The sequence below is a fragment of the Sedimenticola hydrogenitrophicus genome (genome assembly GCF_025175675.1).
In the GTDB taxonomy this organism is placed as follows: Bacteria; Pseudomonadota; Gammaproteobacteria; order Chromatiales; family Chromatiaceae; genus Sedimenticola; species Sedimenticola hydrogenitrophicus.
Genome location: NZ_JANIOA010000001.1, coordinates 265,292 through 284,811, shown reverse-complemented (window position 1 = coordinate 284,811; position 19,520 = coordinate 265,292). Strand labels below are relative to the sequence as shown.

The following is a 19,520-nucleotide window of genomic DNA, read 5'->3' as shown; positions in this document are numbered from 1 at the left end:
ATCATGAATCGCCCCGCGTTTTTTGCCACCAGCCCCGCCGCCGAGATCACCCGCGCCTTCCGGCGCATCGAACAGAACCAGATGCACGGCCTGCCGGTCTGCCACGACCAGTTGACCACGGAGGTGGTGGGTCTGCGCCGTTTTGAGCAGCACTGGGTGGGGGCGCTGATCACCCCCTGGACCCTGCAGCTGATCCTGCTGCCGGCCACCGCCGAGGCGGAACGCCTGGGGGAGGGCGATCACCGCAGCCTGGCGTTTCCCCAGGGACCGGTGGTGTTCATGGCCTCGGAGAATCCCGACCTCGGTGTCTACATGGCCTGCTCGCTGATGTCCCCGCTGCACGACTTCCCCTCCCAGGAGGTGATCCGCCAGACGGCGGAGGAGGTGATGGAGTTGCTGTTCCAGGCGCCGGCGGAACAAGCCCCGGGGAAGTCGGTGACCGTGGCGATGCCGGGACGACTGGATATCAAGCGGGAGGCCAAGCCGGTGGATCAGACCACGGGCAGCCGCCGCGATTTTTTGCGTGGACGGATGAAATAGTCCCAGGTCTGCCCTTTACCCGCAAACGCCGATGAGCAGGCGTGTAGGATGGGTGGAGGCGCGGCACCCTTGTTGACGGCTATTCGCCGTGGTCGGGCGCGCCGTAACCCATCTTCGGATTCGATTGCAGGTGCGCGATGGGTTGTGCGCCGGAGACGGAGCCGGCGGAGAGTTCATCGGGGCGCTCCACCCATCCTACGCCCGGATGCAGTTTTGTAGGGTGGGTTAGCGGCGCACAGGCACCACGCTTCCACACCACGCCAATATCCAGGCGCCGTGTGACCCACCGTTTTCTCAACCCCCCCTGCGAAACAGCATTTTTGCTGCTCGACTCACGCCAGCACCGGCGGCACCTGCCTGGTCAACTGGCCCTTCTCATCGACGTAACTGCCGGTCAGGGTGAAGCCCAGCAGTTCGCCCTGGGACGACCGGAAGAGTGCCCGCACGCCTGTGTCATTTTGCTCGATCTCCCAGTCGCCCGCGGCACCCCGTGCCGGCGGGGAGACCACGATCGGGTGGGCAGGGGTCTTGATGCTCACCGGCATGGCCGGGTAGGTGAGGGGCGTTTCTGCCCCGGTCAGGGTCTTGGCCAGGGCCCGGGCGGCGTTCATCAACGGCATCACGAACGGCAGGTTCAGCCCCGCCACCTCCAGGCAGTCCCCCAGGGCGTAGACGCCCGGCAGGCTAGTCTGCAGCTGCCTGTCGGTGACGATGCCCCGGTTGGTCTCCAGTCCCATGGCGGTGGCCAGCGTCAGGTCGGGCTTCAGTCCGATTGCCGAGAGGACCACGTCGGCGGTGACGGTGCTGCCGTCGGCCAGCCGCAGTTGCAGGCCGTCGGAAGTGCGGCTGATTTCCTCCACCACCGTGCCCAGGTGCCAGCGCACCCCCACTTCGGCCAGGCCGGCCTGGAGCGCCCGGCCGGCCGTCTCCGGCAGCAGGGTGCTGATGGGGTAGGGGTCGGGGCCGATCACCTCCACCTTGCGGCCGGAGACGATCAGGTCATTGGCAAATTCGCAGCCGATCAGTCCGGGACCGATGATGGCGACCCGTTTCGCCCGTTCGACCCGGGCGCGAAAAAACCGGTACTCCTCCAGGTCGTTGACCGACAGTATCGCGTCGGCGCCGTCTCCCTTGAACGGCAGACGGATCGGTCGTGCCCCGGTGGCCAGCACCAGCCGCCCGTAGGGGATGTTCCCCTGGTTGGTGACCAGCTGCCGGTTGGCGCTGTCGATGGAGAGCACCCGGGTGTGGGTGTGGATCACCGCGTTCAGCCGTTCCGCCATGGTGGCGGCATCGGCGGAGACGATCTGGTCGGGTTGCTTGCCCTGGATCAGGGCGTTGGAGAGGGCCGGTTTCGGATAGGCCTCGCCGCTGTCGGCCGTGACCAGAACCAGCGGCACCTCGGCATCGCTCTTGCGGATCTCGCGCGCCAGGTTGTAACCGGCCATGCCGGTGCCGATGATTACGATGGACATATCATTCACCTTCGGTTTGTTGTTAGTTACTGCTTGACCTTCCGTCCGTAATCCCGGCAGTTCTGGTGTCGCCAGGGCGTTTGATGAGGTAGTCCGGAGTCACCACCGCAATCTGTTGCGGCGGCGTCAACCGGAGTCGTGATTCCGTAATCAGATCTCCACCATCTCGAAGTCCGACTTGGATGAGCCGCAGTCGGGGCACTCCCAGTCGTCGGGGATATCATCCCAGCGGGTGCCGGGCGCAATGCCCTCCTCGGGCAGCCCCTTGGCTTCATCGTAGATAAAGTCGCAGACAATGCATCGATACTTTTTCATGCTCAATTCCTTCCGGTAAAAAATTCATTCAAGTTTGTTGTTATCTCAACCACCGACCCGGCTCAGGGCGTCCCGGTAGTGGTTGGCGTGCCGCTCCTCGATCTTGGCCAGGGCGTTGAAGCGCTTGGCCGCGGTCTCCAGCAGCCTGGAGAAACGCTCGGCGTGCTCGGCCGATTCGGCGATCTGCTCGTCCATCTCCCGCACCGCGGCATGCTCCTTCTCCTCCAGGGCGGTGTGACGGAAGGCCGGGTACATCTCCGTATACTCGTAGGTTTCGCCTTCGATCGCCAGTTCCAGCATCTTCTCTACGGTTAATGACGCCTTGGGGTAGAGCAGATCCAGGTGCCCGAAGGCGTGGGCGGTCTCCTGCTCGGCGGTCTTCTCGAACACCTCGGCCACCTCATCGGCGCCCATCTGGCGGCACAGGCGGGCGAAGTAGAGGTACTTGCGGTTGGCCATGGATTCGCCGGCAAAGGCGGCCTCAAGGTTTTTGACGGTTTGTGAAACATTCTGTTCGGTCATGATCTTCTCCAGCGATTGAATTCGATGGAGGCAGGTTACCGAATGGTGTAAATTCGTTCCAATTGAATTAAAAGTAAAATTTAATAGAGAAAATCAATTTATGAATCTACCGACACTACGCCAGCTCCATTACCTGGTCACCGTGGTGGAGCTGTGCCACTTCGGGCAGGCGGCGGAGCGCTGTTTCGTCACCCAGTCGACCCTGAGCACCGCCATCCAGGAGCTGGAATCGCTGCTCGGCGTACAGCTGCTGGAGCGTACCAAGCGCAAGGTGATTCCCACCCAGCTGGGGATGGAACTGGCGGACAAGGCGCGGCAGATCATCAGCCTGACCGAATCCCTGGTGCTGGATGCCCAGGTCGACCGCCAGCCGCTGAGCGGCGAGTTGCGTCTGGGGGTGATCCCCACCATCAGTCCGTTCCTGCTGCCCAGGGTGCTGCCGGGGGTGCGCGGCGGCTTCCCGGAGCTGGAGCTCTATCTGCTGGAGGATCAGACCCAGAACCTGCTGGGGCGACTGGCCGCCGGGGAACTGGATTGCGCCATCCTGGCCCTGCCGTTCGACCTGGGCGGGCTGGAATACCGGGTGTTCTGGCAGGAGAATTTTCTGGTGGCATTTCCTGCCGAGCACCCGTTGAGCCGGGGCGGCCCCATCGCCTCGCAGAAACTGCCCGGCAATGAACTGCTGCTGCTGGAGAAGGGGCACTGCCTGCGCGATCACGCCCTGGCCGTCTGTCATATGAAGGCGATGGCCAAGCGCGCCACCTTCCAGGGCACCAGCCTCTACACCCTGGTGCAGATGGTGGCCGGTGGGCAGGGGATCACCTTCCTGCCGGAGATGGCGGTGGATACGGATTTCCTGGCGCAGAACCCGATCGCCGTGCGTCCCCTGGCCGAAAAGGGACCGCATCGCGAGATCTGCCTGGTGTGGCGCGCCTCCTATCATCGCAAGGCGGATCTGGCCCTGCTGGCGGAGCGCATGCATGGGCTGCTGGCCGCTGCTTGCCGTCCGCCGGACGCGGGCTGAGCGGGCCTGACAACGGGGGCGGCGTCAGAAGCTCAGGACCAGCGCGACCGCCCCTATCCGAACCACGGATCCACACGGATGGACACAGATCAGTTCACCTTCCAGCCGGGCACGGGCATGTCCCTCGCACAGGCCAAACGCCTGTGGAGTAACCCCCCTATCAAAAATCCGTGTCTATCCGTGTCCATCCGTGGTACTTCCTCAGTCATAGGGCGCACCGTGGGCGCTGGCGGCGGGCACGGCCCGCCCTATGGGTGGTGTCGATGCAACGTGGGAACAGCGCGACTGCCGCTATTCGAACCACGGATCCACACGGATGGACACAGATGGGTTCAAGCTCCAGCTGGGCACAGGCATGTCCCTCGCACAGGCCAAACGACTGTGGAGTAACCCCCTATCAAAAATCCGTGTGTATCCGTGTCCATCCGTGGTATTTCCGCAGTCATAGGGCGCCCCAGGGGCGCCGGCGAAACAACTCATCTCCTGCCATAACCTATACATGCAATATATTGCATGATAAAAAACGTGACAAATGTCATTTATTACCATATCCTTAGCCAAACGGTAGGAAATATAGTGCCTATTACCATGAGCAACGACGGGGATATCGATGATCAGTTTTCACACCAATCCAGCGGTATACCAGCATTGGCAGCTGGCTTTTGAGGGGCCGGTTGCCCGGCTGAGGATGAATGTCAAGGAGGACGGTGGGCTGGTGCCGGGCTATGACCTGAAGCTCAACTCCTATGATTTGGGGGTGGATATCGAGCTGTATGACGCGGTCCAGCGTCTGCGCTTCGAACATCCCGAGGTGAAGACGGTGATCCTGGAATCGGCCAAGGAGCGGGTGTTTTGCGCCGGGGCCAATATCCGCATGCTCGGCAGCTCCAGCCATGTGCACAAGGTCAACTTCTGCAAGTTCACCAACGAGACCCGCAACAGCATCGAGGATGCCAGCGAGTTCTCCGGTCAACGCTATCTCTGTGCCATTACCGGCACCGCGGCAGGCGGCGGTTACGAACTGGCCCTGGCGGCCGACCACATCATGCTGATTGACGACGGCAACGCCGCGGTGTCGCTGCCCGAGGTGCCGCTGCTGGCGGTGCTGCCGGGGACCGGCGGCCTGACCCGGCTGGTGGACAAGCGCAAGATGCGCCGCGATCTGGCGGACGTCTTCTGCACCATCGAGGAGGGGGTAAAAGGACAGCGCGCGGTCGACTGGCGGCTGGTGGATGAGGTGGTGGTCTCCTCGAAGTTCCAGGAGGCCGTAGCAGAGCGGGCCCGGGAGATGGCCGGCGGCTCCGACCGGCCGGATAGCGAGCCCGGCATCGCACTGGCGCCGCTGAGGATCGGCGGAGATGAGACCCAGCTGCACTATAGCCATCTGGAGCTGACCGTGGACCGGCAGTCGCGGGTCGCCACCCTGATCCTGAAGGGGCCGGATGGGACGCCGCCCGCGGACCTGGCCGAGGCCAAGCGGCAGGGTTGCCACTTCTGGCCCCTGGCCCTGATGCGGGAGCTGGACAATGCCCTGCTGCACCTGCGTACCAACGAGCCGGAGACCGGCACCCTGATCTTCAAGACCCAGGGGGATGCCGCGCGGGTGGCCGCCTACGAGGCGTTCCTGCAGCAGCACCGGGACGACTGGTTCATCCGCGAGGTGATGCTCTACCTGAAGCGCACGCTGAAGCGTATCGACTACACCGCCCGCAGCACCTTCGCCTTCGTCGAACCGGGCAGCTGTTTCAGCGGTTTCCTGGCCGAGATCCTGTTCGCCGTCGACCGCAGCTACATGCTGGAGGGAGCGTTCGAGGGCGACGCGCGACCGGCGCCGGAGATCCGCCTCTCCGCATTCAACTTCGGTCCCCTGCCCATGGGCAACGGGCTGTCACGCCTGGAGACCCGCTTCCTGGGCGAGCCGGAGAGCCTGGTGCAGGCGAAATCGCTGGTTGGCGAGTCGCTGGCGGCGCAGGCCGCCGCCACGGCCGGGCTGGTCACCTTCGCCCTGGATGACATCGACTGGCAAGACGATATCCGCTTCCTGCTGGAGGAGCGCGCCAGCTACTCGCCGGATGCGCTGACCGGGATGGAGGCCAACCTGCGCTTCGCCGGACCGGAGACCATGGAGACCAAGATATTCGGCCGCCTGAGTGCCTGGCAGAACTGGATATTCCAGCGGCCCAACGCGGTCGGCGAACAGGGTGCGCTGAAGTGTTTCGGCAGCGGCGAACGTCCACATTATGATCACAAAAGGGTGTAACACAATGAGCGAACAGACCACGGAAATGACCCCGACCATCGAAGTCAACTACGCGGACAAGATCCCCAACAATGTCAACCTGTCGGAGGATCGCCGCCTGCAGCGCGCCATGGAGAAGTGGCAGCCTGAGTTCATTGACTGGTGGAAGAGCATGGGACCGGAGGGCTTCCAGGAGGCGGAGGTGTATCTGCGTACCGCGGTCGGCGCCGATCCCAAGGGTTGGGCGGTGTTTGACTACGTGAAGATGCCGGAGTATCGCTGGGGTATCCTGCTGGCGTCGAAGGAGGAGGGACGGGTGATCCCGTTCGGCAAGCACAAGGGCGAGCCGGCCTGGCAGGAGGTGCCGGGCGAGTACCGCGCCATGCTCAAGCGGCTGATCGTGATTCAGGGAGATACCGAGCCGGCCTCGGTGGAGCAGCAGCGCTACCTGGGCAAGACCTGTCCGTCGCTCTACGACCTGCGCAACCTGTTCCAGGTCAACGTGGAAGAGGGGCGCCACCTCTGGGCCATGGCCTACCTGCTGCAGAAGTATTTTGGTAAAGATGGCCGCGAGGAGGCCGAAGCGCTGCTCAACCGCCGCTCCGGCGATGAGGACAAGCCGCGCATCCTCGGTGCCTTCAACGAAAAGACCCCGGACTGGCTGTCGTTCTTTATGTTCACCTTCTTCACCGACCGGGACGGCAAGATGCAGCTGGAGTCCCTGGCCCAGTCCGGCTTCGATCCGCTGGCCCGCACCTGCCGCTTCATGCTCACCGAAGAGGCGCACCACATGTTCGTCGGTGAGTCCGGCGTGTCGCGGGTGATCCGCAAGACCCTGGAAAAGATGCAGGAGGCCGGCATCAGCGATCCCAACGAGGTGGAGGCGGTGCGCGCCCTCGGCGTGGTGGATCTGCCGACCCTGCAGCGCAAGGTCAACTTCCATTTCTCGGTCACCCTGGACCTGTTCGGTGCCGAGGTCTCCACCAACGCCGCCAACGCCTTCAACGCCGGTATCAAGGGGCGCTACCGCGAAGACCGTCTGGAAGATAACCACCAGTTGCTTAATGACACCTACCCGGTATTGCGCCATCTGGATGGTGAGCTGAAAGAGGTTGAGGAACCGGCCCTGAATGCTATCAATGCGCGTCTCCTGGACGACTACATCGCCGATGCCACCGCCGGGGTCAAACGCTGGAACAAACTGTTTCAGGGCAGCGGCGTGGATTTCGAGATCACGGCACCACACAAGGCGTTCAACCGCCGGGTGGGTGAGTTCTGCGAAGTGCATGTGGACCCGCGGGGCAACCTGGTCAGCGCCGAAACATGGCAGGCGCGGCGGGACGAATGGCTGCCCACCCAAGCTGACGAGGATTATCTGCTGAGCCTGATGAAACCGGTGACCGAGAAAGGCCAGTACGCCGACTGGATCGCCCCGCCCAAGCAGGGCATCGACAAGAAACCGGGCGATTTCGAATACGTCGCCCTGAACTGACGCAACCCGAAAGATACACTCCCCAATTGGGCAGCCTCGCGGCTGCCCTTTTTTGTCCAGGGGTAATTACTCACGGGGTGATAGGCCTGCCTTGCCGGCGACGTGAATGGATTCACTAATGCCGCGGGGGCCAGGGATGGTGGTGTGTGCTGTGTTCTCGGGCAACCACGGGGGGTTGCCCCTACGGGGCTACTTCGACAAATCGATATTCCGGCCGCTCTCCAGGATCTCCGCCGTGCGCACATTGAGATAGTCATAGAAACTGTTCGGGTACTGCTCGTAGTGCCGCTCGCCCACGTAGCGCAGCATCTCCTGGAAATGGTAGCTGTAGAGCAGGCCATCGATACGGCTGATCTCCTTGCCCCGATCGAACAGCACGATCCCGGGCCGGTAAGTCAGTCCCAGCTGTTCGGCGAAGGCCCGGGGTGTGGTCGGGTTTCCCGTCGGGTCGACGATCGGGTCATCGGCGTTGGCGTTCAGCCGCACCAGGGTGAAGTTCTCCAGGATCTTCAGGGTCTTCGGGTCTCGCAGATGGCCATCATGCAGGTCGTCGCAGGCATCGCAACTGCTGTCCTCGAACAGCACCGCCAACGGCCGCTCGGCCACCGATTGCAGGTCGCTGATCTGCCGCAGCATCGGGTGATCACGGAAGCGGTAGACCGGCGCACTCTGCTGCTGCTCGATAAAGCGGCTGAGAGTGGTGTTCAAATACGCTTGCTGTTGCACAAAGTCCAGGGCATGCTTGAAGGCGGGCACCGAGCGGTAGCCGTTCAGCCGCAGAACGGTCTGGTTCTCTTTGTTGAGAAACAGGATGGTGGGGGTGTAGCGCACCTTCAGCAGGCGTGCCAGCTCCTTCTCGGTAACGCTGGTTTCGGTATCGAAGGCGACCTCCCGGTCGCCCCTGATGTTGATTTCGATAACGTCGAAATTCTCCCGGATGAAGGGGGTGTAGGGGGCGTTGGCGAAATTCTCGTCGGCCATTCGTGCGCAGTAGGGACATTCGTTCAGGTACATGAACAGGATTACGTGCCTGCCCGCCGCGGCGGCCTCGTCCACGTCGCTGGCAACATCCAGAAAACTGTTCTTGAACCAGTCGGGGTGTTGGATCTGGGCACCGCCGGTCAGTTGGCCGGTTTGGGCGGCGGCGGTTTGCAGGTTGAGCAGCGCACAGCAGACGAGTCCGATAATGCCGAATAGTCGGTTGCGCATGGGTTATCCTCCCTTGAGTGATTTTCGGCCGGTATCCGGCTCGTATTGTCGATGGCGTTTGGCTATTCAGCCAAGTACACAACACAAGTTTCGGAGTTCGCAGTATTCGTAGGGTGGATAGGCATCAGCGCATCCACCATGAATCGGATGGCGGTGGATGCGCAAGCTTATTCCATCCTCGGGTCCGTAAACGGTACATCCTTGTACCACTCCTCACCCTACGAATTCAGCGATTTTGGTGTTGTGAAATGAACTCCGAAACTTGAGTACACAAGAATCACATCGGTCATGCCACCTTGTGTTTCCATCCTTCATCGAACGGCTGACTATAGCGTATGTGATAGATTAGTCATTATTAGCCAGCATCCGGTGCTTGTCTATCGGTCGCCGAGCAACAGTAGCAGGGTTACGAGGTTGGCGATCACCAGTAGCGCGGCGAGGGCCTTCCAGAACGCCAGCGGGTGGCGCTCCAGCAGCGGCTTGGGCGTCTCGCTGATCAGTTGCGGATTCGGCCGGGTCATGTCCTGCAGGAACTCGGAGAGCACTTCGTAGCGTTTTTCCGGCAACGGATGGGTCGCCTTGCGCAGGGCGCCGTCGATCCAGGCGGGGATGGCGGGGTTATGTTCCCGGGCGGAGCGATAACGCAGTTTGCGGGCCGGCAGCGGCTGCTCGTGGTCGCCATAGGGCAGGGTGCCGGTAAGCATCTCGTAGGCGATGACGCCGAGCGAGAAGATATCGGAGCGGGGGCTGCCCGGGCTGCCCTCCAGATACTCGGGGGCGGTGTAGTTGAGGGTACCCAGCGGCACCTCGGGTGGGTTGTTATTCAGCTCCTGCACCCCGGCGATCCGGGTCGAACCGAAATCGATGATCTTCAGCACGCCGTTCTTGTTGATCAGGATATTGTCCGGCTTCAGATCCTGATGCACCATCTCCATGCGGTGGAAGGCGCGCAGGCCGCTGACGATCTGGCTCAGGCAGTCGCGCATCTTTTCCAGGTCCATCTGGCCCAGGTCATCCAGGCGCTGGCGCAGGGTCTGTCCCTCCAGGTATTCGGTGATGTGATAGAGGAAGCGCCGGCGTCCCGGCGGGTGCACCTTGAGCACATGGGGATTGTTGAGGCGGCGGCCGATCCACTCCTCGTTGAGAAAGCCGTTGAGAAATTCCGGATCGTCGCTGAAGTTGACCGACGGGGTCTTCAACGCCACCTGTTCGCCGGTCTCGCCGTTGATTGCCAGGTAGACTTCGCTGCGTTTGCTGGCGTGAATCTCGCGCACAATCTCAAAGCCGTCGATGTTCATGCCGGGCAACAGATTGGGCGGAAACGGCAGTTCCGCCACCCGCCGCAGGATGTCGTCCGGCTGCTCGTCGGGCAGTGAGATCACCCGCAGCAGCTGGCAGGTGGCGTTGTCGCCACTGCCCTGCTCCAGGGCGCTGGTGGTGATCGCCTTGGCCGCCTGCTGCAGATTGCCCCGGTGTTCCCGCAGCAGCTTCTGCAACTGCCGGTCGGTGAGAAAATCGTGTACCCCGTCGGTGGAGAACAGCAGCAGGTCGCCGGGGTTGAGGGCGATGGAGCGGTAGTCGATCTCCAGATGACTGTCGATGCCCATGGCGCGGGAGAGCAGGTCCTGGTCCTTGGAGACCCAGACCCGGTGGTCCTTGGTCAGCTGTTCCAGGCGTTGCTCGCGATAGAGATAGATGCGGCTGTCGCCGACATGGAACAGATGGGCGGTGGTGGAGCGGACCACCGCCGCGCTGAGGGTGGTGACCATTCCCCTGGGGGAGTCGTAGCGGCTCTGGCCCTGGCCACACAGCCAGGTGTTCAGAGCGCTGAGGATCTTGCTGGCGGAGGTCTTGACGCTCCAGGATTCGGGGGTGCTGAAGTAGTCGTTGAGAAAACCGGTGACACAGATCTGGCTCGCCTCGTGGCCCCCCTCGCTGCTGCTCATGCCGTCGGCGATGACCGCCGCCACGCCCTTGCTGAGCAGCAGGTCGTCCGCCGGGATGCGGGCGTCCGCCGCATCCGCGTTCAGCGACTTGGCGCCGGTCTCGGTGCAGCAGGCGTAATCGATTTCAAGTGTGCTCGGCATCGGGACTCCTGAGCTTCATCAATCGGGGCTGCGATTCGCCACCGCGGTGGTGCGCGCCCGATCCGACCACCATCGCGGATCGGATCGGATCGGATCGGGCGCGGCCGGGTGGTCAGCCGACGTCGATCATCTGCACCGTGCCGTCCGGCATCACCTCGGCGGTCTGACCTTCCGGCTCGTCCAGGAACTGTACCGCCGCCAGCGTGATCACCGCGGCACCGGCAATCACCAGGAAGAACAGCTGCGGCGTGACGAACGAGAACACCGTCAGGAACAGTACCGCCCCTACATTACCATAGGCGCCCGCCATCCCGGCCACCTGACCGGTCATGCGCCGCTTGACCAGCGGCACGATGGCGAACACCGCGCCCTCGCCCGCCTGCACGAAGAACGAGCAGGCCATGGTGGCGAGTACCGCCAGGGTGATGGGCCATGCGGAGGTGATGCTGCTCAGCACCAGATAGCCGACCGCCAGTCCGCCGATCAGGAAGGTCAGGGATTTTTTGCGCCCGAACCGGTCGCTGAACAGACCGCCGATGGGCCGGGCCAGCAGGTTCATGAAGGCGAAACCGGAGGCGAGCAGCCCGGCCTGTACCAGGGAGAGATCGAAGGTCTCCTTGAAGAATAGCGGCAGCATGGAGACCACGGCCAGCTCGGAACCGAAGGTGACCAGATAGGCCACATCCAAAATCGCCACCTGTTTGAACTTGTAGCGGTGGAGCTCGGGCACGGCCGCCTTGAACACATGACTGTTGATGCGCCACACCTGTGAGGTCTGGTAGAGATAAAGCAGCACCAGCCCGGCATAGATGAGATAGCTGACCGTGTCGTTCAGCAGGCCGAGATTGGCCGGGCTCAGTTTCCAGGCCAGTAGCGCCAGCGCGGCATACATCGGGATGTTCATCAGCAGGTAGAAGAAGAAGTCACCCTGGCTGGTGACTTCCATGGCGCCGGTTTTCTTCGGTTTGAAATAGGTCGAACCCTTGGGTGTGTTGCGCACCAGTTTGTAGTAGATGAACGAGTAGACCAGGGTGATGACGCCGGTGCTGGCAATGGCATAGCGCCAGCCTTCATCGCCACCGTACAGCAGGGCGATGGTGGGCAGCGCCAGGGCCGCGGCCGCCGAGCCGAAATTGCCCCAGCCGCCGTAGATCCCTTCGGCCAGCCCCACCTGGCGGGCGGGGAACCACTCGCCGATCATGCGGATGCCGATGACAAAGCCGGCGCCGACAAAACCCAACAGAAAGCGGCTGATCGCCAGGGTCACGAACGAGTCGGCCATGGCAAAGGCGAAACAGATAAAGCTGGAGATGAACAGCAGGGCGGAGTAGACGATGCGCGGTCCCAACTTATCCACCAGCATGCCGATAATGATGCGTGCCGGGATGGTCAGGGCGACGTTCAGAATCAGCAGCGCCTTCACCTCCTGGGCGGTGAGCCCCAGGGTCTGCTGGATCGACGCCAGCAACGGGGCGTGATTGAACCAGACCATAAAGGAGAGGAAAAAGGCGAACCAGGTGAGATGCAATGTGCGGACCTTACCGTTGAAGGAAAAGAGGTTTAACTTGCTTTCTGACATCGGGATGCTCCAGGGATTAACAGTGTTGGCCTGCCTAAAGCATTGCCCGTGCCAAATCTATAAGTGATTGAATATGAATGTAAAAACTAAAAATCTTTGAGATGGGTCAACGATTCGCGCACTCGGAGAGTGCATGTAAAAATTCCCTTGCCCGGTTTCAGGTCAATTCCGCCCCTGCCGCTTTTGCCTGCCATATTTCAGTGCACACAACCCGATTGCGGCACCAGATTGAATCATCTCCAGCAGGAAGAAAGTCCCGCCTTTGCCGGTAAAACGGCGTCGTTAACGCACTTGCCGCAAGTTGGCATAGCGGTTGCAAACAGGTGACCAAGGATTTGACGGTTGATCCAACCGATGCGTTAAGAGGCAAAACATGAAAGAACGATTGGTATTGATAGGAAACGGCATGGCGGGCGTGCGCACCCTGGAGGAGCTGCTCAAGCTGGAGCCGGACAAATACGAGATTACGGTGTTCGGTTCCGAGCCTCACCCGAACTACAACCGGATTCTGCTCTCGCCGGTGCTGGCGGGAGAGAAGAAGTTTGATGAGATCGTCCTGAACAAACGCGAGTGGTACCAGCAGCACGACATCACCCTGCATGCCGGTTCGCCGGTGGTGGAGATCAACCGGGTCAAGCGCAAGGTGATCGCGGCCGATGGCACGGAGGCCGCGTATGACCGGCTGCTGCTGGCCACCGGTTCCTCTCCTTTTATAATTCCCGTCCCGGGTGCGAACCTGGAAGGCGTCATCAGCTTCCGCGATATCCATGATGTGGAGCAGATGCTGGCGGCATCGCGCCAGTACAAACGCGCCGTGGTCATCGGCGGCGGCCTGCTCGGACTAGAGGCCGCCAATGGCCTGATCAAGCAGGGTATGGAGGTCTCGGTGGTCCATCTCATGGAGACCCTGATGGAACGCCAGCTCGATGCCGCGGCCGGCGCCATGCTCAAGCGTTCGCTGGAAGAGAACGGTATGCACTTCCTGATGGGCGCGCAGACCGATGCGATCCTGGGCGAGGAGCGGGTCACCGGCGTGCGCTTCAAGGATGGCTCCGAGGTCAAGGCCGACCTGGTGGTGATGGCGGTGGGCATCCGTCCCAACATCGAACTGGCCAAACAGGCCGGTCTCTATTGCGAGCGCGGCGTGGTGGTCAATGACACCATGCAGACCTACGATCCGCGCATCTATGCCCTGGGCGAATGCGTGCAGCACCGTGACACCTGCTACGGCCTGGTGGCACCGCTGTTCGAACAGGCCAAGGTGTGTGCCAACCACCTGGCCGAGCTGGGTTATGGGCGCTATGAAGGCTCGGTCACCTCCACCAAGCTCAAGGTGACCGGTATCGAGCTGTTCTCGGCGGGCGATTTTCACGGCGACGAGCAGACCGAAGAGATCGTATTCCAGGATCAGGCTGGCGGCACCTACAAGAAACTGGTGATCAAGGACAACCGCATCAGCGGCGCGGTGCTCTACGGCAACACCGTGGATGGCGCCTGGTACTTCCAGCTGATGCGCGAGGGTACCGACATCTCCGACATGCGCGAGAGCCTGCTGTTCGGCGAGGCGGCGCATCTCGGCAGCTCCGGTCACGGCGGCCAGTCCAAGGCCTCGGCCATGGGCGACGAGGCCCAGGTGTGCGACTGCAACGGCGTCTGCAAGGGCGATATCGTCAAGGCAATCACCAGCGAAGGACTGTTCACCGTGGACGACGTCAAGGCCCATACCAAGGCCGGCGCCTCCTGCGGATCCTGCATCGGCCTGGTGGAACAGATCCTTGCCAACACCCTTGGCGGCGACTATTCGGCGCCGGAGGCCAAGCCGATCTGCGCCTGTACCGACTTCACCCACGATCAGGTGCGTTCCACCATCCGCGAGTATGAACTGACCGACAAGCAGGCGGTGTTCGACAAGATGGATTGGCGTACCCCGGACGGTTGTCACGTCTGTCGCCCGGCCATCAACTACTACCTGATCTCCGCCTGGCCGGGCAAGGCCGAGGATGACGCCCAGTCCCGTTTTGTCAATGAGCGGGTGCACGGCAATATCCAGAAGGATGGCACCTTCTCCGTCATTCCCCGTATCCTCGGCGGACGCACCACGCCCGATGAATTGCGTGCCATCGCCGACGCGGCGGATAAATTCAACGTCGGCGAAGTCAATCTGACCGGCGGCCAGCGTATCAACATGCTGGGGGTGAAGAAGGAGGACCTGCCGGCCATGTGGGCCTTCCTCACCGAACGCGGCCTGCTCTCCGGACACGCCTACGGCAAGGCGCTGCGCACGGTCAAGACCTGCGTCGGTTCCACCTGGTGCCGTTTCGGTACCCAGGACTCCACCGGCCTCGGTATCAAGCTGGAGGAGATGACCTGGGCCTCCTGGATGCCGCATAAATTCAAGATGGCGGTCTCCGGTTGTCCGCGCAACTGCGCCGAGGCCACCATCAAGGATTTCGGCGTGGTCTGTGTCGACTCCGGTTACGAGCTGCATATCGGCGGCAACGGCGGCGTCAAGGTACGCGCCACCGATGTCCTCTGCCGTGTCACCACCGAGGAAGAAGTGATGGAGCACTGCGCCGCCTTCATCCAGCTCTACCGGGAAGAGGCGCGCTACCTGGAGCGCACCGCGCCCTGGATCGAACGGGTCGGGCTCTCCTATATCAAAAAACGTATTGTTGAAGATGTACCCGGCAGAAAGGCGCTGTACGCCCGCTTCCTGGAATCCCAGGAAGTGGCCCAGCACGATCCCTGGACCGCGCGCGCCAAGGGAGCCGAGGCCCATGAGTTCACCCCGATAAAACAGATAGGAGAGTGACATGTCCGCAGTCATGAGTGAAAAGTGGGTGGAGATCGGCAACCTGGACGAGATACCCAAACTGGGTTCCCGCGTGGTCCGCACCGCATCGGACGAGATCGCCATCTTCCGCGCGGCGGATGACCGCGTGTTCGCCCTCTCCAACCGCTGCCCGCACAAACAGGGTCCCCTCTCGGAGGGTATCCTGCACGGCCACCGCGTCACCTGCCCGCTGCACAACTGGGTCATTGAACTGGAAAACGGCGAGGCGGTCGCCCCCGATGTGGGCTGTGCCAAGAGTTATCCGGTACGCCTGGAAGGAGAGATGATCCTGTTGGCTATCTGATGCCTCAAGCCGGGAAGGCGGTTGGGTTAGCCGTCTGCTACCACCGTTGAAGAATGGCGCAGGGAAGCGCCATTTATGGATCTGGGAAGGATCAATCACAGATGAATTACAGCATGCCACCTCACCAGGCTTAGTCATAATACGGGCCTGAGGGACGCCCAGCCCGCCATCACCCCATCAACTAGCTCCCCTCATCAAAGCCATCCGCCCCAGGATGACTTGATGATCCAAAACGTATCCTGAATGTCTCCTTGCCTGTCGAGGTGAAATTATTTCACCTGCTGGCGTTTGTCTGGTAACCTGCTGAGAATGTAAGGAATATCTGCTTGGCTGGATGCTGAATACCAATCAGCATCCCGGCCAGGGCAACCAGCTCTGGGCGGATGGCACAATGCCTGATACGAATAAGTTGAGTATTACAAATAATGCGCGAGCAACATTTTTCTGGAAAATGCGTGAGGCGCGTGATCTGCGGTTTCTTTTTTTAAGAAGGATGATATATGAAATACGCACCATTCTTGCTCATGCTTTTCCTTATTACGCCCGCTGTTTACGCAGATATATCTGAGTGTGATATGGCGACATTCCCTGATTTCTGGGCTGACGCTCAAGATAGGGTAGATGTCCTTAAATTAAAGCTGTCTCAAGCTGAAAGGAAGAACCCTTTTAGTGAATCATCAACATCATCATTTCAAGATTCCCTAAAACTTTGCGAAGACAAACATTCGTCAATCTGGGGCGGCTCACAAGCTTCGGGCAGTGCAGGCGTCGTTCCACTAATGATGTGCCAAGCTAAGCTTATTTGTTCTCGCATTTCCATCATAGAGGCTGAGTGGTGACGAAACTTAACGAACAACTCAATGCAACGGGCTAAAAAACCGAAGCGGGTTTTTAGCCGCTGATTTCCGGCGTTGGGCGACAGGAGCATCGTTCTATGCAGACTATATTTGATAGTTGGCAAAACAAACCAAAGTATCTCGCCATGCGACTACTTTCCGTTATTCTCTCTGTAGCACTGACAGGGTGTGCCTCGGTAGATCGAGGCATGATGGCCGTCAGCGATGGCATTTCTTCTCGTGATCCCGTTACCGGCCAACGTCAAATCAATCTCGTCTCTGAAGAGCAGGAGATTCGCCAAGCGGAGGAAGCGATGCAACAAATCTTGTCCGAAGCAAAACAGAAAGGAATCAAAACCGATGGCGATACCCCGCACTATGAAAAAGTCACCCGGGTATTTAATCGCCTTAAGGAGGTGGTGCAAAGGAAGCAACTTCCTTGGGAAATTTATGTCTTGGATTCGCCAAAATGGAATGCTTTCACAATCGGGGGAGGAAAAGTATTCGTACTTTCTGGCATTTTTCAAGGAGAAATTGGCCTCAAAGATGACAGCGAATTAGCTGCTGTCCTGGCTCATGAAATGGCTCACGTTGCCGCACGCCACGCAAGCGAGAGAGGCGGCAAGTTGGCGATAGCAAAACTTGCAGATAAGGGGCTGAGAAAAGAGAAAGGATTTGACGCCAGCTTCACCACAAACCAGGAGGCCGAGGCAGATAAATATTCAGCCCTATATATGGCCCTGGCGGGTTACAACCCTTCGGTGAGCGTCATCGTGTGGAAGCGGATGCATCAAGCAAGTGGCAGCTACACGGGAGACATGCTCTTCGATCATCCATTAAACGATGATCGTGCCAAGAGCATGGTGAAATACGCCTCGGCGGTGCAGCAATACCTAGTCCCTGGTGAAATCAACCCAGAGCATGAAAAGCTCCTGATAAATAACGCGCTGTATTCTTACAGCAAACCATCAACGGCTAAAGCCGGAGAGGGTGGCGGCTTTGCTGCATTGCTTGAAACAGTTGCGAACTCCTATGTAGAGGCAACAGAGGCGAAAACAGAACAGCTTAAACGCCAGACTAAAAAACTGGAACAAGAGCGACAAGCAGCCCAAAGACTTCAATTCGGAAGATTGCAGATCGCTAACGCAAACGGCGGTGGGCGTGGATTGTTTGGAGTTGCAGTAAATACCACTGGCAGACAAATTACCCAAGCTGTTGTCGCCCTGGAATATTTGAATGGTCAGACCGTATTGGTGAGAGATGAGATGCAATGGGCTGGCATGCAACCATACGAACAAAAGGAATTCGGCATCCCATTAAAGCAGATTCGGTACGGATCCGTTTCCATTCGCCCCGTATATGTTCAATTACTTTGAAAAGGGGACACATTTATTTTTCCATTGCCTGAGAACCCAAAACCAGAAGACGTCACGCAAGATCAATGTTGCACTGGATACCACGCAGGGGCAAAAGGTAGTGAACGTCCCCCGCGAATGCCGCCACCCAATAACTTCATCAGAAGCTAGAGACGAGCAGGCCGGCACCGATCAGCAGTAGTCCGATGCCAGCCAGGTGACCGATAAGACGTCCGGGTGGCAGCAGCTTTTCGACCAGCACAAAGCCGGCAATCAGTGCCACCCACAGCAGGTTCATGACACCGGCGACGAATAGCAGCAGCATCAGGGCCCAGCAGCAGCCGACGCAATACAGACCGTGCTCGGCTCCCATGCGGAAGGCGCCCAGTGTGTCCGGGCGCCAGTGCATGAGGAAGAAATTTAACGGACTGCGGCACTTCTCCAGGCAGGCTTTCTTCACGGGAAGCCATTGGTAGATGCCTGCGACCATCAGCAGTATGGCGCTGAGCGCGATGCTGGATGATGTCAGCATCGGGCTCAGCAATCGTGCGCTTTCAAATGTAGCTTGCAGCAGTGCGGCGGTCAGGCTGAACAGTGCCCAGACCGTCAGGTAGCCGGAGCTGAACAGCCACGCCGCGGGCAGGGGAGCGGCCGCTTCCCGGTTCTTTGCCAGCCGGCTGAAGAGCAGGATCGCCGGCACGGCGCTGGGCAGCATCATGCCCACCATCATCACCGCCCACATGAGGAAGGTGAGTAACAGCGATTCCAGTCGCCAGGGCCCGGGTGCCATGGCCCCGTTGCCCATGTCGCCGGCGGGTGTGGACATCATGTCCATTTGACCGGCATCGATCCACAGGTAAAGCCACGCTAGCAGCACCAGTGCGAACAGGCTGGCAAGGATGGTCCAGCGATCGCGCCGGGTGACGGCTACCTGGCCCTGGCTGGACATGGTCCGTGGCCTGGTCGGTATCCGGATCAGGCAGCCCAGGAGAAGGGCGCGAAATGGCCGTTGCGCAGCCCGCTGCTGTCCTCCCAGTCGATACCGAAGGCATGGAAGCGGCTGTGGCTGGCTTTGGCCAAGGCGAGCCTGGATGAGACGGGATGGGCCACGTTGTCCAGGTACAGCGTATCGCCCTCCTTGACCGCGCTGGGTATGCCGCTGAGGGCCTGGTCAATCAGTTCCCCGGCGGTGACATGACGATCCATGCCTTCCATCTCGAAGCGTATCGGTCGTTTCTCGATGCCGGCGATCTCGCTGACCAGTGGGGCCAGGGCCGCCATCGGTCCCCCGGCCTCTCCCGAGGCGATCCCCGCGATGGCGTCGGTCTGGGCCTGGTCTGCATTCTCGTCAATGATGAGACCGACCTTGATATTGCCGTCGATCATCGGACCGGGAGAGTGGAGCAGCACAATGAACGCCAGGCCGTCCAGCGTTACGCCCGCCATCCGCCCCTGGTCGATCCGCATGGCGACGGCCGCCTTGCAGTCACCCTCGGTGGGCGGTGCCGTCAGGTTGGTACCAATGCAGGGGCAAATAAAATTGCAGTTGCAGGTTTCCATGTATTGCCCTTCGATCTGCCAGTTTGCCATGTCCGCTTCCTCTCTGCGTTGATTGTTGCCGATTCGAGTACGCCGTCGGTCGGTCTCCTCGCTTGCCACTTGCCTATCTACTGCCGGCCCTCCATCAGGCCGGCTGTCGTCGCGCACCCT

Annotated in this window: 16 protein-coding genes; 8 read left to right on the top strand and 8 right to left on the bottom strand. The window is 60.5% G+C overall.

Going from position 1 to position 19,520, the window contains the following annotated elements:
* The first annotated feature begins 3 nt into the window (after positions 1 to 3).
* The gene (gene hybE / locus NPX02_RS01245; RefSeq protein ID WP_260291296.1) at positions 4 to 540 is read left to right on the top strand and encodes a [NiFe]-hydrogenase assembly chaperone HybE; all 537 of its coding nucleotides are present in this window, start codon (positions 4 to 6) and stop codon (positions 538 to 540) included.
* Between the two features lie 332 nt (positions 541 to 872).
* Here hybE and NPX02_RS01240 read toward each other — a convergent pair whose 3' ends face one another.
* The 3 genes from NPX02_RS01240 to NPX02_RS01230 all read right to left on the bottom strand — a co-directional run bounded on the left by NPX02_RS01240 (position 873) and on the right by NPX02_RS01230 (position 2,852).
* The gene (locus NPX02_RS01240) at positions 873 to 2,015 is read right to left on the bottom strand and encodes an FAD-dependent oxidoreductase (protein ID WP_260291295.1); all 1,143 of its coding nucleotides are present in this window, start codon (positions 2,013 to 2,015) and stop codon (positions 873 to 875) included.
* A gap of 150 nt (positions 2,016 to 2,165) precedes the next feature.
* On the bottom strand, positions 2,166 to 2,330 hold the full coding sequence (locus NPX02_RS01235) for a rubredoxin (RefSeq protein WP_260291294.1): 165 nt from the start codon (positions 2,328 to 2,330) through the stop codon (positions 2,166 to 2,168).
* A 45-nt stretch (positions 2,331 to 2,375) separates the two neighbouring features.
* On the bottom strand, positions 2,376 to 2,852 hold the full coding sequence (locus NPX02_RS01230) for a rubrerythrin family protein (RefSeq protein WP_260291293.1): 477 nt from the start codon (positions 2,850 to 2,852) through the stop codon (positions 2,376 to 2,378).
* A gap of 100 nt (positions 2,853 to 2,952) precedes the next feature.
* Here NPX02_RS01230 and NPX02_RS01225 point away from each other — a divergent pair, with 100 nt between their 5' ends.
* The 3 genes from NPX02_RS01225 (at position 2,953) to boxB (ending at position 7,607) form a co-directional block, all read left to right on the top strand.
* On the top strand, positions 2,953 to 3,876 hold the full coding sequence (locus NPX02_RS01225; protein WP_260291292.1) for a hydrogen peroxide-inducible genes activator: 924 nt from the start codon (positions 2,953 to 2,955) through the stop codon (positions 3,874 to 3,876).
* Between the two features lie 610 nt (positions 3,877 to 4,486).
* Positions 4,487 to 6,136 (top strand): 2,3-epoxybenzoyl-CoA dihydrolase, encoded by a 1,650-nt coding sequence (gene boxC / locus NPX02_RS01220; RefSeq protein ID WP_260291291.1) that lies wholly within the window; start codon positions 4,487 to 4,489, stop codon positions 6,134 to 6,136.
* A gap of 4 nt (positions 6,137 to 6,140) precedes the next feature.
* Entirely contained in the window at positions 6,141 to 7,607 is a 1,467-nt protein-coding gene (gene boxB, locus NPX02_RS01215) for a benzoyl-CoA 2,3-epoxidase subunit BoxB (protein WP_260291290.1), read from the top strand.
* Positions 7,608 to 7,796: 189 nt separating this feature from the next.
* Here the strand turns inward: boxB and NPX02_RS01210 are convergent, their stop codons facing one another.
* The 3 genes from NPX02_RS01210 to NPX02_RS01200 form a co-directional block, all read right to left on the bottom strand.
* Positions 7,797 to 8,816 (bottom strand): thioredoxin family protein, encoded by a 1,020-nt coding sequence (locus tag NPX02_RS01210; RefSeq protein WP_260291289.1) that lies wholly within the window; start codon positions 8,814 to 8,816, stop codon positions 7,797 to 7,799.
* 377 nt (positions 8,817 to 9,193) lie between these two features.
* Positions 9,194 to 10,903 carry a bifunctional protein-serine/threonine kinase/phosphatase gene (locus tag NPX02_RS01205; protein WP_260291288.1) on the bottom strand — a complete coding sequence of 570 codons (1,710 nt, stop codon included), beginning with the start codon at positions 10,901 to 10,903 and terminating at the stop codon, positions 9,194 to 9,196.
* A 112-nt stretch (positions 10,904 to 11,015) separates the two neighbouring features.
* Positions 11,016 to 12,482, bottom strand: a complete 1,467-nt coding sequence (locus NPX02_RS01200; RefSeq protein ID WP_260291287.1) for a NarK family nitrate/nitrite MFS transporter — start codon at positions 12,480 to 12,482, stop codon at positions 11,016 to 11,018.
* Between the two features lie 373 nt (positions 12,483 to 12,855).
* Between NPX02_RS01200 and nirB the strand changes: the two genes are divergently transcribed.
* The 4 genes from nirB (at position 12,856) to NPX02_RS01180 (ending at position 17,831) form a co-directional block, all read left to right on the top strand.
* Entirely contained in the window at positions 12,856 to 15,294 is a 2,439-nt protein-coding gene (nirB, locus tag NPX02_RS01195; RefSeq protein ID WP_260291286.1) for a nitrite reductase large subunit NirB, read from the top strand.
* A 1-nt stretch (position 15,295) separates the two neighbouring features.
* Complete coding sequence (gene nirD, locus NPX02_RS01190) at positions 15,296 to 15,619, top strand: nitrite reductase small subunit NirD (protein WP_260291285.1); 324 nt, start codon at positions 15,296 to 15,298, stop codon at positions 15,617 to 15,619.
* A 500-nt stretch (positions 15,620 to 16,119) separates the two neighbouring features.
* The gene (locus tag NPX02_RS01185) at positions 16,120 to 16,458 is read left to right on the top strand and encodes a hypothetical protein (RefSeq protein ID WP_260291284.1); all 339 of its coding nucleotides are present in this window, start codon (positions 16,120 to 16,122) and stop codon (positions 16,456 to 16,458) included.
* A 95-nt stretch (positions 16,459 to 16,553) separates the two neighbouring features.
* Positions 16,554 to 17,831, top strand: coding sequence for a M48 family metallopeptidase (locus NPX02_RS01180; RefSeq protein ID WP_260291283.1), 1,278 nt, complete (start codon positions 16,554 to 16,556; stop codon positions 17,829 to 17,831).
* Positions 17,832 to 17,970: 139 nt separating this feature from the next.
* Here the strand turns inward: NPX02_RS01180 and NPX02_RS01175 are convergent, their stop codons facing one another.
* Positions 17,971 to 18,759, bottom strand: coding sequence for a DUF2182 domain-containing protein (locus tag NPX02_RS01175; RefSeq protein ID WP_260291281.1), 789 nt, complete (start codon positions 18,757 to 18,759; stop codon positions 17,971 to 17,973).
* A gap of 26 nt (positions 18,760 to 18,785) precedes the next feature.
* Complete coding sequence (locus NPX02_RS01170) at positions 18,786 to 19,400, bottom strand: DUF1326 domain-containing protein (RefSeq protein WP_260291280.1); 615 nt, start codon at positions 19,398 to 19,400, stop codon at positions 18,786 to 18,788.
* Positions 19,401 to 19,520: the final 120 nt, after the last annotated feature.